The organism is Eudoraea chungangensis (assembly GCF_029360665.1).
Taxonomy (GTDB): Bacteria; Bacteroidota; Bacteroidia; order Flavobacteriales; family Flavobacteriaceae; genus Eudoraea; species Eudoraea chungangensis.
This window is the reverse complement of the sequence record NZ_JARDUB010000006.1, coordinates 449,216-466,557: the sequence shown is the minus strand read 5'-3', so window position 1 is coordinate 466,557 and position 17,342 is coordinate 449,216. Positions and strand designations below refer to the sequence as shown.

Genomic DNA, 17,342 nt, shown 5'->3' with positions numbered 1-17,342 from the left:
AATTTGTTTATATAGAAAATAATCTATATTATTATATATGCTTTAAATACCATATCTCTTCAATAATCTCTAAGACATTTTAGTATGAACAAAATCAAAACCCTCGAAAATTTACAAAAAATGCACTTGCTCATTGAGTCGGAGTGTACTGGCCGGCCTCTTAACCTGGCCAGGCGAATGAACCTTAGTGAACGTTCTATTTATAATCTGATAGATTTATTAAAAGATTTTGATGCTCCCATAGAATATAGCAGAAGCAGAAAGACCTATTACTATACCAGACCCTTTCGAATAGATTTTAAAATATCCCTCTGTGTTACAAGTAATAATGAGGTCACGGAACTGTTTAGTGGGAGTTATCTCAGTTATTAGAGGGGGTAAGGGCTTCTAGCAAAATAGAGGATGTTTGTGTTTTTCGTTAATCCTCTTTTAAAAAGGTCAACTACTAAGGGTTGGCCTTTTTTCTGAATAGGTGTTTGGTAAGTTTGAATAATTTCGTAGTAGAGTGAAATATCTATACTTCTTAAAAAGAGTAATATTGAGATATAACTGTTTGTTTTGGGCACTAAGCTTTCTCTTGAAATTTTTCGATGAAGTATTAAAATACTGAGTAATGCTATAAATGTTTTTTATCCCCAATTCTTTTAAAATCAAGTAACTATGGTATCTGAGATAGGGTGCTAAATTCTTGCCACGATGATTTTCAAAGGTATACATATGGAAGAGATATGCTTCATTTTTGTTTAAAGAAATTTTCCGTTTGTGGTAGTAAAAGTCCTCAAGTTCTATAAACATAAATGCGGCAATCTCATTTTTATATTTTACGCCAATTGCCTTTTGTTTATCATTAAAAATAGGTAGATCGGAAGCAGGAGTATTTGCAATTACTTTTTTTCTAACCCTGTGAATTTCGTCAAGATTTAAATGAACAATGGAGTATTCATTTTGTTCTTCTTTAATTTTAGGAATGTCTATTTCGGTATAACCTTCTTCAACCCAATAATATGGATCTATATCTAGCCCAATTTGCGCGAGTCTATTTCTTATACCAAATAACAACAAACCGTTAGATAATATATTCCAAAACCATTTTAGTCTATAGAATCTATTATTATTAACTTCCATGTTCTATAGGTTTAAGGAGAGAATCTCTTCCGTATTCACCATTACCTTTATTGAGTTGCATACACCTTCTAAATTCTTGAGATGTCATTAATTCTCTTTCATTGGCATGGGCGATGGTTTGAACTCTTTTAATTAAATCTCTATTGCGAGCCAACTCTGTCCTTTTAATATCGAACCAAATATTATCTTCAAGACCTACTCTAACACCTCCACCGATGGCAATACTAAGGGAATTCATTTTTAATTGAGCGGCTCCAATACCCGCTAGACTAAAATAAGAATCTTCCGGTAGATCTTGAATGAGCATGCCGGCGTGGAGTAAATTTGGTTGAGAACAAGCTATATTTCCCAATAACAGATTATAGTAAAAAGGAGCTTTGATAAGATCTTTCTTAATTAAATATTTGGAAAAATTAATCATTCCAAGATCAAAGGCTTCAAGTTCTGGTACAATCCCTTTATTTTTCATTTTGGAAGCCAGAGCCTTTATCATTTCTGGAGAATTTACACTAGCAACCTTGTTAAAATTTAGTGAGCTTAGGGTTAGACTACCCATATCAGGTTTTAGTTTTCCTTCTAAATCGAGGACCTCAGACCGCTGATTTAATTCTTTAAAATTTCTACCACTTAGCGAAACGCAAATAACCAAATAGGGATCATGAGCCCTTATTTTATTAATTATTTCTGCATAAATTTCTTTTTTATAGCTTGGAACACCTGTTTTTTCATCTCTGGCGTGCAAGTGTACCATAGTAATTCCAAGTTCACGGGCTTCCAAAACATCATCAACTATTTCATTAACAGTAATGGGGACATAAGAAGTCATTTCCTTGGTCGGAATCATTCCTGTTGGGGTGAAATTAATGATTAGTTTATTTGTATTCATATATTGAAAATTCTATAAAGCAAATAGCATTGTTCGCAACTCCTTGTCTTTTATTGGGCATATATCTCTTTTATGAAGCATTTTAATGAATATTAACCAAACTGCATTGCAAAGGCTTTTCTAGCTTTATAACGTAAAATATTGGCATTAGTTATGCGCCCTTAAAGACAAAAACATAAAGAGACCATATTATGCAGAAAAAACAAAAGGCATAAAGTAAATAAGACTGGGTAGTTTTTTTCTTCATAAACTGTTTTTATTATAAACGTCAGTAGAAGGGAAATACATCTTATCATTCCTTAAAAAGTAAGAAAATTCGTTAAAATGTCATACTTGCGCGTCTAATTCTGTGTACGAGCATGGTCTAGAGTTCTATCCCATTACCGTTTTCAAAGCTGTAGTGAAGGATTTTACATCTTCTAGTCTACCGGTGCTTATGCGCGCCCAGTTTAAGAGAGGAGGGAAGGGTCTTCCCACAATAATATTTTTGGCACTCATCTGCTCACTAAAGGATGTAATAGGAATACCTGTTTTAAAGAACACAAAGTTGGTATGAGAGGGGATATACTCCATTCCTAAATCTTCTAAAGTTTTGTAAATTAATTCTTTAGCTTTAATATTTTGTGTAATACTATATTTGTAAAAGGCATCGTCTTTCAGGGCCTCTTTGGCTGCTTCTATTGCTAAAGTATTCGTATTTGCCATTACAGCGGCTTTTAAATTTTTAGCTATTTCTGGTTTTGCTATAAGATATCCGATTCTTAAACCAGCCAGGCCATATACTTTAGAGAAAGTCTTTGATACAATGACATTACGGCCCTCTTTAACCAATTTCGTCATGGAAGGGTAGTCGGCTTCTGTGATAAAGTCATAATACGCCTCATCACTAAATATCAAAGCCGACTTATCGAATGCTTTACAAAAATCTATAAGATGATTTCTGTCTAAAAGTGTTCCAGTCGGATTATTTGGATTACATATAAAGATTAGTTTGGTGTTTTTGTTGACTTTTGCTGCCATGGCGTCGAGGTCGTGTTCCATTTTAGGATTTAGAGGAACTCTGTGCACTTTGGCGTCGAAGGTTTCAGCATAGCTAAGCATCGCTTGAAACGTTGGGTCAGCAGCAATGATTTCTCCCTTATATAAGCCATACACCAGGCCAGTAGCTTTAAGGCCTTCAGTAGATCCACCTGTAATTACAATAGAATCTCTATGGATTTCTTCTTTTTCAGCAATTAAGTCTACTAAACTCGACAGACTTCTAAAAGGATATCTACATCCAATATTTAAATTATCCGAAATTACTTTTTTTACTCTTTCAGAAGGACCATAAGCGTTCTCATTGGCATTTAGCATTATGGGAGAATTGCTAAAAGTGGTATTAACTGGCTCGTCTAGAGCTAAGAGCTCTGAAGGCTTTAATAAGGCTAAACCACCAGTTAAACCTAACGTTTTCAGCCATTCCCTTCTGTCTATATTTGTCATTACTTATGGACCTTTATTTGCACTTTTAAGATACAAAGAAATCCAGAGAAAGTATTTGGACATATTGAAATATCCGTACGACCAATAATTTTTTCTAATACAGGGTGTTGGAAACTAGAATAGTAAGTATTAAAATCACCATCGCTGAGTTTACCGTAAGAGCGATGATTTTCTTTTCGTTTATGGGTTCTTCACGTCCTTTATAGAGAATAAATGAACCAAAAATCCCTAGCAAACCAGAAGCTATTATTGGTAGTCCGAATAAGTATCGTGAGAGTACGGCATTATTGTTCACCATAATGGCGAATGCAGCGAATGTAAGTAAATATAGTATTACTTTGCTTAATCTATAAGATCTCTCGGTGTAATAGTTGTCCGTTTCCATTTGCTTTGTTTTATGTTCAACTTTGCTAAATGACTCTACTTCTTGCTCTCAGTCCTTCTTTTATTCCAATAATATTTTCAACAGTTTCGTTTAAAAAATACTTGATTAGGGTATGCGGTATTCGTATAGTGGTAAATCCATCTTGAAAAGAGTGCATCATATTAGTCAGGTTATTTATGGCCTGCTCATGACTCATCATATGATAATCCGTATCTATTTCAATATTAAGCTTTACACGAGAAAAGGCTAAATCCACAGATTTTTTACCATCCCACCATTCTAGCATTGGATTAGCACCTTCTTGCTTTAAGCCATAATAAAGCTGTATTGCTTCAATTGGTGTACAGTTATTTCTGTGTAATTTGTCCATTCGAGCCTTATGTCTCTCACATAATTCAATCCCGTAGTGGTCCATGGCACTTTTATGTTCTGCGTAGCTGAGTTTCTTTTTACATTCTATGCACGTCATTATTTGTAGGCAAGTTTTGATTTGGGATAAGTATAACCCTTGCTTTTTAACTTTAGTATAAATATTCGATGTATGACTACCTACTTTTAGACGAACTACATTTTTTTAGATGAACTACACTATTTTTATTTTTTATTTGCCTCCATGATAGTTCGCAGATAAATCATAAAGACCATATATTTACCTCTCACTTATTCCAATAAATAGAAAAGGATGTTTAAAAAAATTGGTCCGGGGGTATTAATCGCAGCTGCCTTTATTGGCCCGGGCACCATTACTGCCTGTACTCTGGCCGGGGTTCAATTTCAATTTGCGCTCCTGTGGACGGTTTTACTGTCTATTATTGCCACCATTGTATTGCAAGAAATGTCTATGAGAGTAGGAATTATTTCAGGTAAAGGTCTTTCAGAGGTAATACGGGATTCCATTAAAAATACATGGGTTAAATACTTTGTTTTAGCTATGATTCTTTGTGCCATTGTATTGGGAAATACGGCATATGAGGCTGGAAATATAAGTGGAGCCACTCTAGGATTAGAAGTTATTTTTGGTGGTGTAGGAAGTTCACTATACCCTTTAATAATTGGATTTATTGCCTTTTGCTTGTTGTTTTTAGGTTCCTACAAAATACTAGAAAGATTTTTTGTAGGACTTGTATTAGTAATGAGTATATCATTTGTTATTACGGCCCTGATAACACAACCAAACATATATGATCTTCTTAAAGGTCTCTTTATTCCTAATATTCCTAAGGGAGGCATTTTAAGCATAATTGCATTGGTTGGAACTACGGTTGTGCCCTATAATCTATTTTTACATGCCTCCTTGGCCAAACAAAAATGGTCTGAGCCAAAAGAAATACCGGAAGCCCGAAGGGACACTGTTTTATCAATATCCCTAGGCGGAATGGTTTCTTTAGCGATTATTATCTGTGCCGCATCCATTTCTAAAGGTACTATAGAAGGGGCAGCCGATTTGGCGATTGGATTGGAACCTTTGTACGGTAAATCAGCTACTTTTCTTATGGGTATTGGGCTCTTTGCAGCTGGTATTACTTCCGCCATAACGGCACCTTTAGCCGCAGCCTATGTTGTGCAAAGTTGCTTTGGTTGGGAAAAAAACCTAAAAGAAGTTAAATTTAGAATTGTCTGGATGTTGGTTTTAATAGCCGGGGTAGTATCTCTTTCTACAGGAATTAAGCCTATTGTGATTATTCAAATTGCCCAAATATCTAATGGGTTATTATTACCCATCATAGTTGTCTTATTAATAGGTATTGTAAACAAAAAATCGCTCATGGGAAATTATGTCAATTCATTTTGGCAAAATATTTTATGCGGGGTCATAGTACTTTTAATTTTAGTTTTGGCTACAAAAAGTATCTTTGAAGTAATAGGTTTAGTATAGAAAATGCATCTGATAGACATAAATTGTGATTTGGGAGAAGGAGTGTTAAACGAAAGAGAACTATTTCCCTATATCAGTTCTTGTAATATAGCCTGTGGCGGGCATTTCGGAAATAGTACCAGTATGAGGGATACGGCTTTGTTGGCTAAAGAGTACAAGGTAAGAATTGGAGCCCATCCATCTTATCCTGACCCCGAAAATTTTGGAAGAAAAAGTATGTCAATTAGTCCAAGGGATTTGCAAAACACGCTGACTGAACAAATTCAAAGCTTACTTAAAGTTTTAATGGAATTAGGTTTAGACCTACATCATATAAAAGCCCACGGGGCACTTTACAATGATATTGTTAAAGACCCGACGATTGCTGAAATTTATTTAAATACTTTAAAGGAATACAAAAAGGAACTAATCCTATTCCTGCCTGCAAATTCTTCTGTATTGAAGAAGGCTAGAAAAATAGGTTTTAACTGTTGGTCTGAAGGTTTTGGTGATAGACGGTATAATTCTAAATCATTACTGGTTTCTAGAAATTTTCCTAAGGCTACTATATCAAATCCAAAAATGGTGACCCGGCAGATTCTTGAGATGGTTGCACAAGGGAAAATAACAACCATAGAAGGACAGCAAATTAAAATTGCTGCGGAAACCATATGCATTCATGGGGATGGTCCTAACGCATTCCAAATATTAGTGTATCTTTCGACAGAATTGGCAAATCATAATATTTATATTAAAAAGTGAAGCAGAATTCTTTAATCATCAAGCCATTTGGCAAAAATGCAATTTTGATTCAATGGCCTTTAAAGGTTTCCGAAGATATTCTTTATGATATTCTAGCTTTTATTGAAAGCTTTAAAAATACTTTTCCCGAAGCAGAAAAATGGGAGTTGATTCCCGCATACAACTCGCTTACTTTAGTTACACTGTCTAAATCAATAAATTTTTTAAGCGCTAAAGCGGCTATTGAAAAGGTATACACTTCAAGGAATAAAGAGATTAAAATAAAACGGTATTTGTGGAAATTACCTGTTTGTTATGATTTAGAATTTGGTATTGATTTGGAAGAATCTGCAGAGGCGTTAGGATTGGATATAAAGGATCTAGTGGCTAAACATACAAATAGACCCTACACGGTTTATGGTATTGGATTTTTACCTGGCTTCATGTATCTAGGAGGGCTTCCGAAAGAATTAGAGATCAACAGACGTTCTTCACCAAGGGCAAAGGTTCTTAAGGGTTCTGTGGGATTGGCAGCTCAACAAACAGGAGTATACCCACAAGATTCCCCCGGCGGCTGGAATATTATTGGAAATTGTCCTATTCCCATTTTTAATCCGAATAAGGAGGAACCATGTTTTGTAAACGTGGGAGACAGAATAGAGTTTTATTCTATATCGAGGGCAGCCTATGATTTGCATAAAATAGAAGCAGAAGTCGGAATTTTTAAACCGGAAAAAGTAGCATTAAATGATTAAAGTAATTCGATCTGGTTTTTTTACAACCATACAGGATTCTGGTAGATTTGATCTTAGACATAAGGGCGTTCCCATAAGTGGTGCTATGGATTTGTATTCTGCAGCGATTGCAAACTCAATGTTAGACAATCACAAAAAGTACGCGGTAATGGAGATCACCATGACTGGTCCCAAACTGCAATTCTCGGTGGCTACCTATTTCTGTATATCAGGAGCAGAAATGTCTCCATCTCTGAATACAAAGCCAATAAATAACTATGAAGTCCTCAAAGCTAACAAGGGGGATATATTGAGTTTTGGTAAGCTAACCAGTGGCTTTAGAACATATTTAGCAGTAAAGGATGGATTTAATACAGAGATTAAACTAGGGAGTAGATCTTTTTTTAAACCAATTACTCCTCTCAATTGTGTTATAGATGGAATGGAAATTGATATTTCCGAATGTAAATCCTATACCCCTAAAATATTGGAAATGAAATCGGAGTCTTTACATCACTTCGATGAGATAAGTGCCTATCCTGGTCCTGAATATGATCTTTTGAATACGAACGCCATTAAAAGCTTATTTTCTAAAAAGTTTACGATAGCAAAAGAGAATAATAGAATGGCCTATCAGTTTGTAGAGCCTCTTATGGAACATAAGCATAAAATGCTCACCTCAGCTACTTTGCCAGGTACGGTGCAACTTACCCCTGCGGGCAAGCTTATTATTTTAATGAGTGACGGCCAAACTACGGGTGGGTATCCCAGGATTTTGCAATTGTCGAAAAGAGCAATTGCTATCTTAGCCCAAAAACGTTCAGGAGATACTATTGCATTTAAAAAGCACCCTTACAGTTTGTAGTAAACCTCTTTAAATGGCACTCTAAATCTAGGTCCGTAGACCCCTTTACTGTCCCTGATTCCACAACCAATTACCATATTAATTTCAGCTCCCCAAGGTAGGTTTAGTATTTTCTTTATTCTTTTTGTATCAGACCCTTCCATGGGACAGGTATCATATCCAATTGCTGCCATAGATATCATAAAGTTTTGGGCCGCAAGGGCAGCACTTTTATGGGCTACAATTCTTAAGTCGGACTGTCTAACCTGCCTATACATTGGCTTGAATAAGCCCATTGTACTAAATATCCCATATTTTACTAGCCCGAGAATGCCAAGGAATTCGGTGTACAAAGAAGGAATCAACTTTTTGTAATAGGAAAGGGCAATTTTTTTCTTTGAATTATCCGTTTCTTCTTTTTTAAATTGATGTTCCAGAAAACTGAGATTGGCTTTGGCACGTTTTCGCCAAAGATCTTTTCTAGTTACTACTACCACAAGTTGTTGGGCTGTTTTTGCCGCTGGTTGATTAAAACAGGCTTTACTAATACTGTCTTTCGTTGTTTTATCTAAAACATGGTAAAACTCCCATAATTGTAAATTACTGCTAGTCGGTGCCAAAACGGCATTTTTAAGACAATCAACAACCTTCTCGTAACTTATTTCCTCATCCGAATTATAAATCCTTACGGATCTTCTATATGCAATTGCTTCTGAAACTGTTTTTTCCATCGAAGATAATTTAGTTGACTACAAAGAAAGGATTACTACGGAATAGAAACAAATTTTAAATACAGCACAAATTTACCCTGTATATTACACAACATTTGGGAGACAACCAACTTATTGAATATGGTATAATAACGAATGTTAAAACATTGTAAATCAGTAATATAAAAGAATATATGATGACTTGAATTTGGACCATTAGCAGTCTAAAAGGAAAGTAACTTTTTTAAAGATTTATCTTTGAGTCATATAGGTATATAGAAGATCTTAATATTTTTAGAATAGTTTAAATGGAATTAAATAAATACAGCAAAAATGTTACTCAAGACCCTACCCAGCCTGCAGCTCAGGCGATGCTTTACGCCTTAGGTCTTACCGAGGAGGATTTGAAAAAGCCTTTTGTTGGAATTGCCAGTACTGGTTATGAAGGAAACCCTTGTAACATGCATCTGAATGACCTGGCTCAAGAAGTAAAGATTGGTGTACAGAATAACGATTTAGTTGGACTTGTATTTAATACCATAGGTGTAAGTGATGGAATATCTATGGGAACCTACGGCATGAGATATTCTTTGCCTTCTAGAGATATAATTGCCGATTCTATGGAAACTGTGGTACAGGCCATGAATTATGATGGAATGGTTACTGTAGTTGGTTGTGATAAGAATATGCCTGGCGCACTTATGGCCATGATAAGGCTAGACAGACCCTCCGTTTTAGTTTACGGAGGCACTATTGCATCTGGCTGTTTTAAAGATAAGAAGTTAGATATTGTTTCTGCTTTTGAAGCTTGGGGCGAGAAAGTGGCAGGTACCCTTGATAACTCTGATTATAAAAGTATAATACAAAATGCTTGTCCCGGGGCAGGTGCCTGTGGTGGCATGTATACTGCCAATACAATGGCATCGGCTATTGAGGCTCTTGGGATGGCCATGCCATATAATTCCTCTAACCCGGCAATAGGAAAAGAAAAACAAAAGGATGCAATTTCATCAGGAGAGGCGATATGGAATTTAATTAATAAGGATATTAAGCCAAGTGATATTATTACAAGAAAATCACTGGAGAACGCGGTCAGGCTAATTACCGTTATGGGTGGTTCAACCAATGCGGTTTTACATTTTCTAGCCATTGCCAAGGCAGCCGAAATAGACTTTGGATTAGACGATTTTCAGAAGATTAGTGATACCACCCCGTTTTTAGCAGATCTTAAGCCTAGTGGTAAATTTTTGATGGAAGATGTACATAGAGTGGGAGGTACTCCTGCAGTCTTAAAATTTATGTTAGAGAATAATATGCTTCATGGGGATTGTCTCACCGTTACCGGCAAAACCATAGCAGAAAATTTAGCTGAAGTACCAAGCTTATTAAAGGGCCAAAAAGTGGTACATCCCTTAGAGAATCCTATCAAAGAGACGGGACACCTGCGCATACTTTATGGCAATTTAGCCGAAGAAGGAGCGGTAGCTAAGATTACAGGAAAAGAAGGACTTTTGTTTAAAGGACCGGCTAAGGTTTTTGATGATGAGTTTAAAGCAAATGAAGGTATCGGTAAAGGTTTAGTAAAAAAAGGAGATGTGGTGGTAATTCGATATGAGGGACCAAAAGGCGGTCCGGGGATGCCGGAGATGTTAAAACCTACAGCGGCAATCATGGGAGCGGGACTTGGAAAAGACGTTGCCCTTATTACTGATGGAAGGTTTTCTGGAGGCACCCATGGATTTGTAGTAGGTCACATTTCACCTGAAGCACAGGACGGTGGTACAATTGCACTTCTCAAAGATGGAGACATGATTACCATTGATGCCGAAAAAAATGAAATTTCAGTAGATTTATCTGAAGTCGAAATAGAAAAAAGAAAAAAAGACTGGGTGCAACCAGCACTCAAAGTAAAGAAAGGGAGTCTTTATAAATACGCTAGAATGGTTTCTTCGGCCTCCTCTGGTTGTGTTACAGATGAATTTTAAAAAAAGCGTTTATAATAAGAGCGGTCCTATGCAAACAGTTAAAGAAAAAAAGACAGCAAAAGCAAATAAGAAATCCATCCGTATTAGCGGGGCGGAAGCAATAATACATTGCCTACTAGCCGAGGGGGTGGACTTAATTTATGGATATCCTGGAGGAGCAATTATGCCAGTATATGATGAATTATACAAATTTCAAGATCGGCTAGAACATATATTAACAAGACACGAACAAGGAGCCACCCATGCTGCACAAGGCTATGCTAGGGTGTCTGGAAGAGTAGGTGTTGCAATGGCCACTTCTGGTCCTGGTGCTACCAATTTGGTTACCGGATTGGCCGATGCCCAAATAGATTCTACTCCAATGGTCTGCATTACCGGGCAGGTTCCCAGACACTTATTAGGGTCCGATGCATTCCAGGAGACCGATATTATTGGGATATCTACCCCCGTAACCAAGTGGAATTATCAGATAACCAAGGCCTCTGAAATACCAGAAATCATGGCAAAGGCTTTCTATATAGCAAGATCTGGTAGACCTGGACCCGTTCTAATAGATATTACAAAGAATGCCCAATTCGAGGAGATAGACTTTGTCTATGAACGATGTAAAAAGGTTCGTAGTTATCAGCCTTGCCCTAAGACAAATCCAGAAGAAATAAAGAATGCAGCGGATTTAATAAATAATGCAAAAAAACCATTTATAGTATACGGGCAGGGGGTTATTTTGGGCCACGCCGAGACACAATTAAAAGAATTCGTTGAGAAATCTGGTATCCCTGCCGCATGGACTATTTTAGGACTGTCAGCAATGGACACCAATCACCCGCTAAATGTAGGTATGGTTGGGATGCATGGTAATTACGGACCTAATATGCTTACCAATGAATGCGATGTTCTTATCGCCATAGGAATGCGATTTGATGATCGGGTAACTGGTAGTCTTGATACTTATGCCAAACAAGCCAAAGTGATTCACTTAGAAATAGACCCAGCAGAGATTAATAAAAATGTTCACGCACATGTTCCCGTATTAGGGGATGCTCGTACTTCACTGGAATTGCTTCTTCCTTTAGTGAAGAAAAATAAACATCAATCTTGGGTAAACAAATTTAAGGAGTACCATGAGATAGAATATGAAACCGTAATAAAAGGCGACTTACATCCCACGAAAGAAGGTTTAACTATGGGGGAGGTAATCGAAGAAATAAATATTGCATCAGATGCCAAAGCGGTGATTGTCACTGATGTTGGGCAGCACCAGATGATTGCTTGTCGTTATGCAAAGTTTAAACAATCAAAGAGTAATATTACTTCTGGAGGTTTAGGAACCATGGGATTTGCTCTTCCAGCGGCAATTGGAGCTAAAATGGGAGCAGAAGAAAGAGAAGTAGTTGCCATAATCGGCGATGGGGGTTACCAAATGACTATTCAGGAATTGGCGACTATTTTCCAGAACAAAACTGCGGTTAAAATAGTAGTATTGAACAATGAACATCTAGGGATGGTTAGACAATGGCAAGAACTCTTTTTTGAAAGTAGGTATGCCTCAACGGTTATGACAAATCCAGATTTTGTAAAAATTGCTGAGGGATATCATATTGAGGCGATGAGAGTAAAAGAGAGAAAAGACTTAAAACAAGCCGTGGCGACTATGATGGCCTCCAAAGATGCCTTCTTTTTAGAGGTATGTGTAGAAAAAGAAGATAATGTCTTCCCAATGATTCCCTCTGGGGCGTCGGTTTCCGATATTCGATTAAAATAGAGAAGAAATGAAAAAAGAATGGTTTACTATCTCAGTATATGCTGAGAATAATGTTGGGTTATTAAATAGAATTTCCGGAATCTTCTTAAAGAGACACATTAATATTGAAAGTCTAAATGTATCCAAGTCGGAAATAGAACATGTTTCCAAGTTTACTATTGTTGTGAATACAACTGAAGACTGGACCAGAAAAATTGTGGCTCAGATAGAAAAACAAATTGAAGTAATCAAGGCATTTTATCATACGGATGATGAAACTATTTATCAGGAATCCGCTTTGTTTAAAATTGCTTCTCATCTTTTGTTTGACGAACCTCAGATTCAAAACATAATTTCCGAGAGCAAATCCAAAATTGTTACGGTATCTCGGGAATACTTCGTTTTAGCCAAAACTGGCAGAAGACATGAGATAGATGAAATGCATGATAAATTAGAACCTTTTGGTATTATGCAATTTGTACGATCTGGGAGAATAACAGTTACTAAATCAGAAATGCCTATAACCGCTATAATTAATGAAGCGTATCAATCTTAAAACAACTAACTAAAATATTTATTTAAAAATGACAAATTATTTTAATACCCTATCCCTAAGAGATCAACTTTTACAATTAGGTAAGTGCCGTTTTATGGAAGCAAGTGAATTTTCGGAAGGCGTTACAGCACTGAAGTCTAAAAAAGTGGTGATTGTTGGATGTGGGGCACAGGGGCTTAACCAAGGCTTAAACATGCGAGACTCTGGTCTTGATATTTCCTATACCCTGCGAGATGGTGCTATACAAAATAAAAGACAGTCCTATATTAATGCAACAGAAAATGGCTTTACGGTTGGAACCTACAAAGAAATGGTGCCACAGGCCGATTTGGTTATAAATTTAACGCCAGATAAGCAACATACTTCCGTAATAAATGCTGTTATGCCTTTGATGAAAGAGGGTGCTACCCTTTCGTATTCACATGGATTTAATATAGTTGAGGAAGGAATGCAGATTCGAAAGGATCTTACGGTAATCATGGTGGCACCTAAGTGTCCTGGCTCAGAGGTAAGGGAAGAATATAAAAGGGGTTTTGGAGTTCCCACCTTAATAGCTGTGCACCCAGACAATGATCCACAAGGGAAAGGACTTGAGCAGGCCAAAGCTTATGCCGTGGCCACAGGAGGAAATAGAGCAGGAGTGCTTGAATCTTCTTTTGTTGCGGAGGTTAAATCTGATCTAATGGGTGAACAAACCATTCTTTGTGGCTTATTACAAACAGGTTCGATACTATGTTTTGATAAAATGATTGAACAGGGTATTGAGCCCGGATATGCTTCTAAGTTAATTCAATACGGCTGGGAAACTGTCACAGAAGGTCTAAAATATGGCGGAATTACTAACATGATGGACAGACTTTCTAATCCTGCAAAAATTAAAGCCTTTGAAATGTCAGAAGAATTAAAAGACATTATGAGACCACTTTTTCATAAGCATATGGATGATATTATGAGTGGGCATTTTTCAAAAACAATGATGGAAGATTGGGCTAATGACGATAAAAATTTGTTGAGCTGGAGAGCGGAAACAGGTGAAACTGCTTTTGAGAAAACACCTGCAGGGAACGATACAATTTCGGAACAGGACTATTATGATAACGGCGTTCTAATGGTGGCATTTGTAAGAGCAGGGGTGGAGCTAGCCTTCGAGTCTATGACAGAGTCTGGTATAATAGGAGAATCGGCATACTATGAATCTCTACATGAGACACCCTTAATTGCCAATACCATTGCCAGAAAGAAGCTTTTTGAAATGAATAGAGTTATTTCAGATACTGCCGAATATGGCTGTTATCTTTTTGATCATGCGTGTAAACCTCTATTGACCGATTTTATGAAAGGAATCACGGTCGATGTTATTGGAAAGACTTATGGCGAAGGGGAGGATACCGGAGTAGATAATGCTAAACTGATTGCAGTTAATAAAGCTCTAAGAACACATCCGGTGGAAGTTATAGGAGATAGACTAAGAGAGTCTATGACTGCGATGAAACCAATAGTTTAATTGGAATGCCTCTAAATGGAGGTTTTTAAAAGACATATAATGGAAACTACCGCATATAGAATTCCTGATCATTTTAAGATAAGTGCACCGCTAATTCAGAAAGAGTACCTTATTAATGGTGAGCTTCTAGAATGGAATGGCCCAACCGCTGATGTAATATCTACCATTAGTAGTACACAAGAATATTCTCCAACACTGGTTGGTAAAGTCCCTGATATGGCAGAAAAAGAAGCTCTAATGGCTTTGGATGCTGCTGTTGATGCCTACGACAAGGGTCAGGGGGTTTGGCCAACTATGAAGGTTAGCGATCGTATAGAGTGTATGGAGAAGTTCGTTAGAATAATGGAAACCAGGAAAGATGAAGTGGTTAAATTATTGATGTGGGAGATTGGTAAATCCTTAAATGACTCTATTAAGGAATTCGATAGAACTATTGAATATATATACGATACTATTGAAGATTACAAAAACCTGGATCGTGATTCCGCTAAGTTTGAAAAAAATGGTGGGGTTTACGCCCATATTAGAAGGGGTCCTTTAGGAGTTGTACTATGTCTGGGGCCATATAATTATCCTTTAAATGAAACATTTTGCTTGTTGATTCCCGCTATTATTATGGGTAATACAGCTGTTTTTAAACCAGCTAAACAGGGTGTTTTATTGATAAGTCCGCTAATAGAAGCGTTTAAAGAGAGCTTTCCAAAAGGCGTTGTTAATATTGTTTTTGGCAGGGGTAGGGCCATAGCAGGTCCTATAATGAAGACCGGAAAAATAGATGTTTTAGCTCTTATTGGTAATAGTCTATCCGCCAATGCACTTCAAAATCAGCATCCTAAAAGTAACCGACTACGTTTGGTGCTAGGTCTTGAAGCAAAAAATCCAGCTATTGTACTTCCGGATGCAGATTTAGACTTGGCTATAGCTGAATGTATTACAGGCGCACTTTCATTTAACGGTCAACGCTGTACAGCGTTAAAAGTTATTTATGTTCATTCAGATGTGGTGGACGTTTTTAATTCCAAATTTGCTGCGGCAGTAGATGCTCTTAAATATGGTAATCCCTGGGATGAAGGAGTAAGCCTTACGCCATTGCCAGAGCCGGGTAAGCCAGCGTACATAAAAGAGCTTATTGATGACGCATTAGAAAAGGGGGCAGAAATATTGAATCCAAAAGGAGGAGAGAAGAGTGAGAACTATATTTGGCCAGCCGTTTTATATCCGGTTCAAAAAAACATGAGAATTTATGAAGAAGAGCAGTTTGGACCAGTAGTACCCGTACTTTCTTTCGATGATATTCAAGAGCCCTTAGATGATATGGCTGCATCTAATTACGGACAACAGGTTAGCCTTTTTGGCAGTGATGTATACACGCTTGCACCACTGATTGATACATTAGCTAATTTGGTGTGTAGAGTTAATTTAAACAGTTCTTGCCAGAGAGGTCCCGATGTTTATCCATTTACAGGACGTAAAGATTCGGCAGTGGCCACCTTAAGTGTGCACGATGCCTTAAGATCTTTTTCAATTAGAACCTTTGTAGCATCTAAGGATACCAATCTGAATAAGGAGATACTGGAAAAACTATTAGAAACAAAACTTTCAAATTTTATCAGCACAGATTATCTATTGTGATAATAAAAATTAATAAATGTAAAAAGCCAGAGAAGTTCCGTTTCGCTTCTCTGGCTTTTTTTTGGTAATAAATTATAGTTTATATCTTAGAAGCAAGCCAATCGCCAACTTCACTAGTCTTATAGGCTTTTCTACCCTCGGCTAAATCTTCTGTTACAATACCTTCTGCCAAAGAATCGTTTACCACTTTTCTAATTTCTTCTGCTTCTTTTGTTAAATTAAAATCTTCAAAAAGCATGGCTGCGGACAAGACTGTAGCCAGAGGATTTGCTATGTCTTTCCCGGCTGCCTGTGGATAGGAGCCATGTATTGGTTCGTACAAAGCAATTTTTTCACCCAAGGAGGCCGAGGGCATTAATCCCATAGAGCCAGAAATCACGGACGCCTCGTCCGTTAAGATGTCTCCAAATAAATTCTCCGTAATAAGTACGTCGTAGTCATTGGGCCACTGTACTAACCGCATAGCGACAGCATCCACAAACTCATAAGAAACCGTTACCTCTGGATAATCCTTTTCCATGGCCTGAACTGTTTCTCGCCATAAGCGGGAGGATTCCAGTACATTTGCCTTATCTACACAGCATAGTTTTTTTGAACGTTTTAAGGCCATCTCAAAGCCTTTTTTAGCCAAACGTTGTATTTCTGCTCTTGTATAGGTACAGGTGTCATAGGCTGTGTTACCATTGTCTTCTCTTCCTCTCTTTCCAAAGTATATGCCACCAGTTAGTTCTCTGAGAAATACTAAGTCGGTACCCTCTATGCGTTCTCTTTTTAAGGGGGACTTGTCAATTAAAGAAGGAAAGGTAAAGGTAGGTCTTACGTTTGCAAATAAACCTAGTTTTTGTCTCATGCGCAAGAGACCTTGTTCTGGTCTCACTTTGGCAGAGGGATCATTGTCAAATTTAGGATGTCCGATAGCCCCAAACAATACTGCATCCGAGGAGGCGCATATGTCGTGTGTTTCATCTGGATATGGATCGCCAACTGCATCAATGGCTGTAGCACCGGTTAATGCAGGTTTCCAATTAATCTGATGGTCATATTTTTTTGCAATAGCATCACAAACTTTTACTGCTTGTTCTATTACTTCAGGTCCTATCCCGTCTCCGGATAAAAGGGCAATGTCTAATTTCATTTAAGTTACGTATTTACTATTTAT

At 37.2% G+C, this 17,342-nt stretch carries 17 protein-coding genes; 10 read left to right on the top strand and 7 right to left on the bottom strand.

What is annotated here, in order from left to right:
• The first annotated feature begins 84 nt into the window (after positions 1–84).
• Complete coding sequence (locus PXG98_RS14900) at positions 85–372, top strand: DNA-binding protein (RefSeq protein ID WP_276392379.1); 288 nt, start codon at positions 85–87, stop codon at positions 370–372.
• Positions 373–438: 66 nt separating this feature from the next.
• Here the strand turns inward: PXG98_RS14900 and PXG98_RS14895 are convergent, their stop codons facing one another.
• From PXG98_RS14895 to PXG98_RS14875, 5 genes are all read right to left on the bottom strand, one after another.
• Entirely contained in the window at positions 439–1,125 is a 687-nt protein-coding gene (locus PXG98_RS14895; RefSeq protein WP_276392377.1) for a hypothetical protein, read from the bottom strand.
• Positions 1,115–2,011 (bottom strand): beta-keto acid cleavage family enzyme, encoded by an 897-nt coding sequence (locus PXG98_RS14890; RefSeq protein WP_276392376.1) that lies wholly within the window; start codon positions 2,009–2,011, stop codon positions 1,115–1,117. Before PXG98_RS14890 ends, PXG98_RS14895 begins: the two co-directional genes overlap by 11 nt.
• A gap of 372 nt (positions 2,012–2,383) precedes the next feature.
• Positions 2,384–3,496: a pyridoxal phosphate-dependent aminotransferase gene (locus tag PXG98_RS14885; RefSeq protein ID WP_276392374.1), complete on the bottom strand. Its 1,113-nt coding sequence runs from the start codon at positions 3,494–3,496 to the stop codon at positions 2,384–2,386.
• Between the two features lie 94 nt (positions 3,497–3,590).
• A complete protein-coding gene (locus PXG98_RS14880) occupies positions 3,591–3,881 on the bottom strand; it encodes a hypothetical protein (RefSeq protein ID WP_276392373.1) in 291 nt (96 codons plus the stop codon).
• Between the two features lie 25 nt (positions 3,882–3,906).
• Positions 3,907–4,350: a hypothetical protein gene (locus PXG98_RS14875; protein ID WP_276392371.1), complete on the bottom strand. Its 444-nt coding sequence runs from the start codon at positions 4,348–4,350 to the stop codon at positions 3,907–3,909.
• Between the two features lie 213 nt (positions 4,351–4,563).
• Here PXG98_RS14875 and PXG98_RS14870 point away from each other — a divergent pair, with 213 nt between their 5' ends.
• The 4 genes from PXG98_RS14870 to PXG98_RS14855 are packed head-to-tail and all read left to right on the top strand — an operon-like array spanning position 4,564 to position 8,076.
• On the top strand, positions 4,564–5,757 hold the full coding sequence (locus PXG98_RS14870) for an Nramp family divalent metal transporter (protein ID WP_276392369.1): 1,194 nt from the start codon (positions 4,564–4,566) through the stop codon (positions 5,755–5,757).
• A gap of 3 nt (positions 5,758–5,760) precedes the next feature.
• Positions 5,761–6,498, top strand: a complete 738-nt coding sequence (pxpA, locus tag PXG98_RS14865; RefSeq protein ID WP_276392367.1) for a 5-oxoprolinase subunit PxpA — start codon at positions 5,761–5,763, stop codon at positions 6,496–6,498.
• Entirely contained in the window at positions 6,495–7,232 is a 738-nt protein-coding gene (gene pxpB / locus PXG98_RS14860; RefSeq protein WP_276392365.1) for a 5-oxoprolinase subunit PxpB, read from the top strand. Before pxpA ends, pxpB begins: the two co-directional genes overlap by 4 nt.
• On the top strand, positions 7,225–8,076 hold the full coding sequence (locus tag PXG98_RS14855; RefSeq protein WP_276392363.1) for a 5-oxoprolinase subunit C family protein: 852 nt from the start codon (positions 7,225–7,227) through the stop codon (positions 8,074–8,076). Before pxpB ends, PXG98_RS14855 begins: the two co-directional genes overlap by 8 nt.
• On the opposite strand, the gene PXG98_RS14850 is transcribed toward PXG98_RS14855, so the two are convergent.
• Positions 8,064–8,786 (bottom strand): nitroreductase family protein, encoded by a 723-nt coding sequence (locus PXG98_RS14850; RefSeq protein WP_276392362.1) that lies wholly within the window; start codon positions 8,784–8,786, stop codon positions 8,064–8,066. The genes PXG98_RS14855 and PXG98_RS14850 overlap by 13 nt on opposite strands.
• 287 nt (positions 8,787–9,073) lie before the next feature.
• Here PXG98_RS14850 and ilvD point away from each other — a divergent pair, with 287 nt between their 5' ends.
• Genes ilvD through PXG98_RS14825 form a run of 5 tightly spaced genes read left to right on the top strand, consistent with a single transcriptional unit; the run spans position 9,074 to position 16,183 of the window.
• Positions 9,074–10,750 carry a dihydroxy-acid dehydratase gene (gene ilvD, locus PXG98_RS14845; RefSeq protein ID WP_276392361.1) on the top strand — a complete coding sequence of 559 codons (1,677 nt, stop codon included), beginning with the start codon at positions 9,074–9,076 and terminating at the stop codon, positions 10,748–10,750.
• Between the two features lie 28 nt (positions 10,751–10,778).
• Positions 10,779–12,512, top strand: coding sequence for a biosynthetic-type acetolactate synthase large subunit (gene ilvB / locus PXG98_RS14840; RefSeq protein WP_276392359.1), 1,734 nt, complete (start codon positions 10,779–10,781; stop codon positions 12,510–12,512).
• A gap of 7 nt (positions 12,513–12,519) precedes the next feature.
• On the top strand, positions 12,520–13,047 hold the full coding sequence (gene ilvN, locus PXG98_RS14835) for an acetolactate synthase small subunit (protein WP_276392356.1): 528 nt from the start codon (positions 12,520–12,522) through the stop codon (positions 13,045–13,047).
• Positions 13,048–13,075: 28 nt separating this feature from the next.
• The gene (ilvC, locus tag PXG98_RS14830; RefSeq protein ID WP_276392353.1) at positions 13,076–14,551 is read left to right on the top strand and encodes a ketol-acid reductoisomerase; all 1,476 of its coding nucleotides are present in this window, start codon (positions 13,076–13,078) and stop codon (positions 14,549–14,551) included.
• Positions 14,552–14,590: 39 nt separating this feature from the next.
• Positions 14,591–16,183 (top strand): NADP-dependent glyceraldehyde-3-phosphate dehydrogenase, encoded by a 1,593-nt coding sequence (locus tag PXG98_RS14825; RefSeq protein WP_276392350.1) that lies wholly within the window; start codon positions 14,591–14,593, stop codon positions 16,181–16,183.
• Between the two features lie 79 nt (positions 16,184–16,262).
• Here PXG98_RS14825 and leuB read toward each other — a convergent pair whose 3' ends face one another.
• Complete coding sequence (leuB, locus tag PXG98_RS14820; protein ID WP_276392347.1) at positions 16,263–17,318, bottom strand: 3-isopropylmalate dehydrogenase; 1,056 nt, start codon at positions 17,316–17,318, stop codon at positions 16,263–16,265.
• Positions 17,319–17,342: the final 24 nt, after the last annotated feature.

Bases quoted from the DNA above. Each gene is read 5' to 3' on its own strand.
- PXG98_RS14885 (WP_276392374.1), bottom strand. From the start codon at position 3,496: ATGACAAATATAGACAGAAGGGAATGGCTGAAAACGTTAGGTTTAACT.
- PXG98_RS14890 (WP_276392376.1), bottom strand. From the start codon at position 2,011: ATGAATACAAATAAACTAATCATTAATTTCACCCCAACAGGAATGATT.
- PXG98_RS14855 (WP_276392363.1), top strand. From the start codon at position 7,225: ATGATTAAAGTAATTCGATCTGGTTTTTTTACAACCATACAGGATTCT.
- ilvD (WP_276392361.1), top strand. From the start codon at position 9,074: ATGGAATTAAATAAATACAGCAAAAATGTTACTCAAGACCCTACCCAG.
- leuB (WP_276392347.1), bottom strand. From the start codon at position 17,318: ATGAAATTAGACATTGCCCTTTTATCCGGAGACGGGATAGGACCTGAA.
- PXG98_RS14875 (WP_276392371.1), bottom strand. From the start codon at position 4,350: ATGACGTGCATAGAATGTAAAAAGAAACTCAGCTACGCAGAACATAAA.
- PXG98_RS14870 (WP_276392369.1), top strand. From the start codon at position 4,564: ATGTTTAAAAAAATTGGTCCGGGGGTATTAATCGCAGCTGCCTTTATT.
- PXG98_RS14900 (WP_276392379.1), top strand. From the start codon at position 85: ATGAACAAAATCAAAACCCTCGAAAATTTACAAAAAATGCACTTGCTC.
- PXG98_RS14895 (WP_276392377.1), bottom strand. From the start codon at position 1,125: ATGGAAGTTAATAATAATAGATTCTATAGACTAAAATGGTTTTGGAAT.
- ilvC (WP_276392353.1), top strand. From the start codon at position 13,076: ATGACAAATTATTTTAATACCCTATCCCTAAGAGATCAACTTTTACAA.
- PXG98_RS14880 (WP_276392373.1), bottom strand. From the start codon at position 3,881: ATGGAAACGGACAACTATTACACCGAGAGATCTTATAGATTAAGCAAA.
- pxpA (WP_276392367.1), top strand. From the start codon at position 5,761: ATGCATCTGATAGACATAAATTGTGATTTGGGAGAAGGAGTGTTAAAC.
- ilvB (WP_276392359.1), top strand. From the start codon at position 10,779: ATGCAAACAGTTAAAGAAAAAAAGACAGCAAAAGCAAATAAGAAATCC.
- PXG98_RS14850 (WP_276392362.1), bottom strand. From the start codon at position 8,786: ATGGAAAAAACAGTTTCAGAAGCAATTGCATATAGAAGATCCGTAAGG.
- PXG98_RS14825 (WP_276392350.1), top strand. From the start codon at position 14,591: ATGGAAACTACCGCATATAGAATTCCTGATCATTTTAAGATAAGTGCA.
- ilvN (WP_276392356.1), top strand. From the start codon at position 12,520: ATGAAAAAAGAATGGTTTACTATCTCAGTATATGCTGAGAATAATGTT.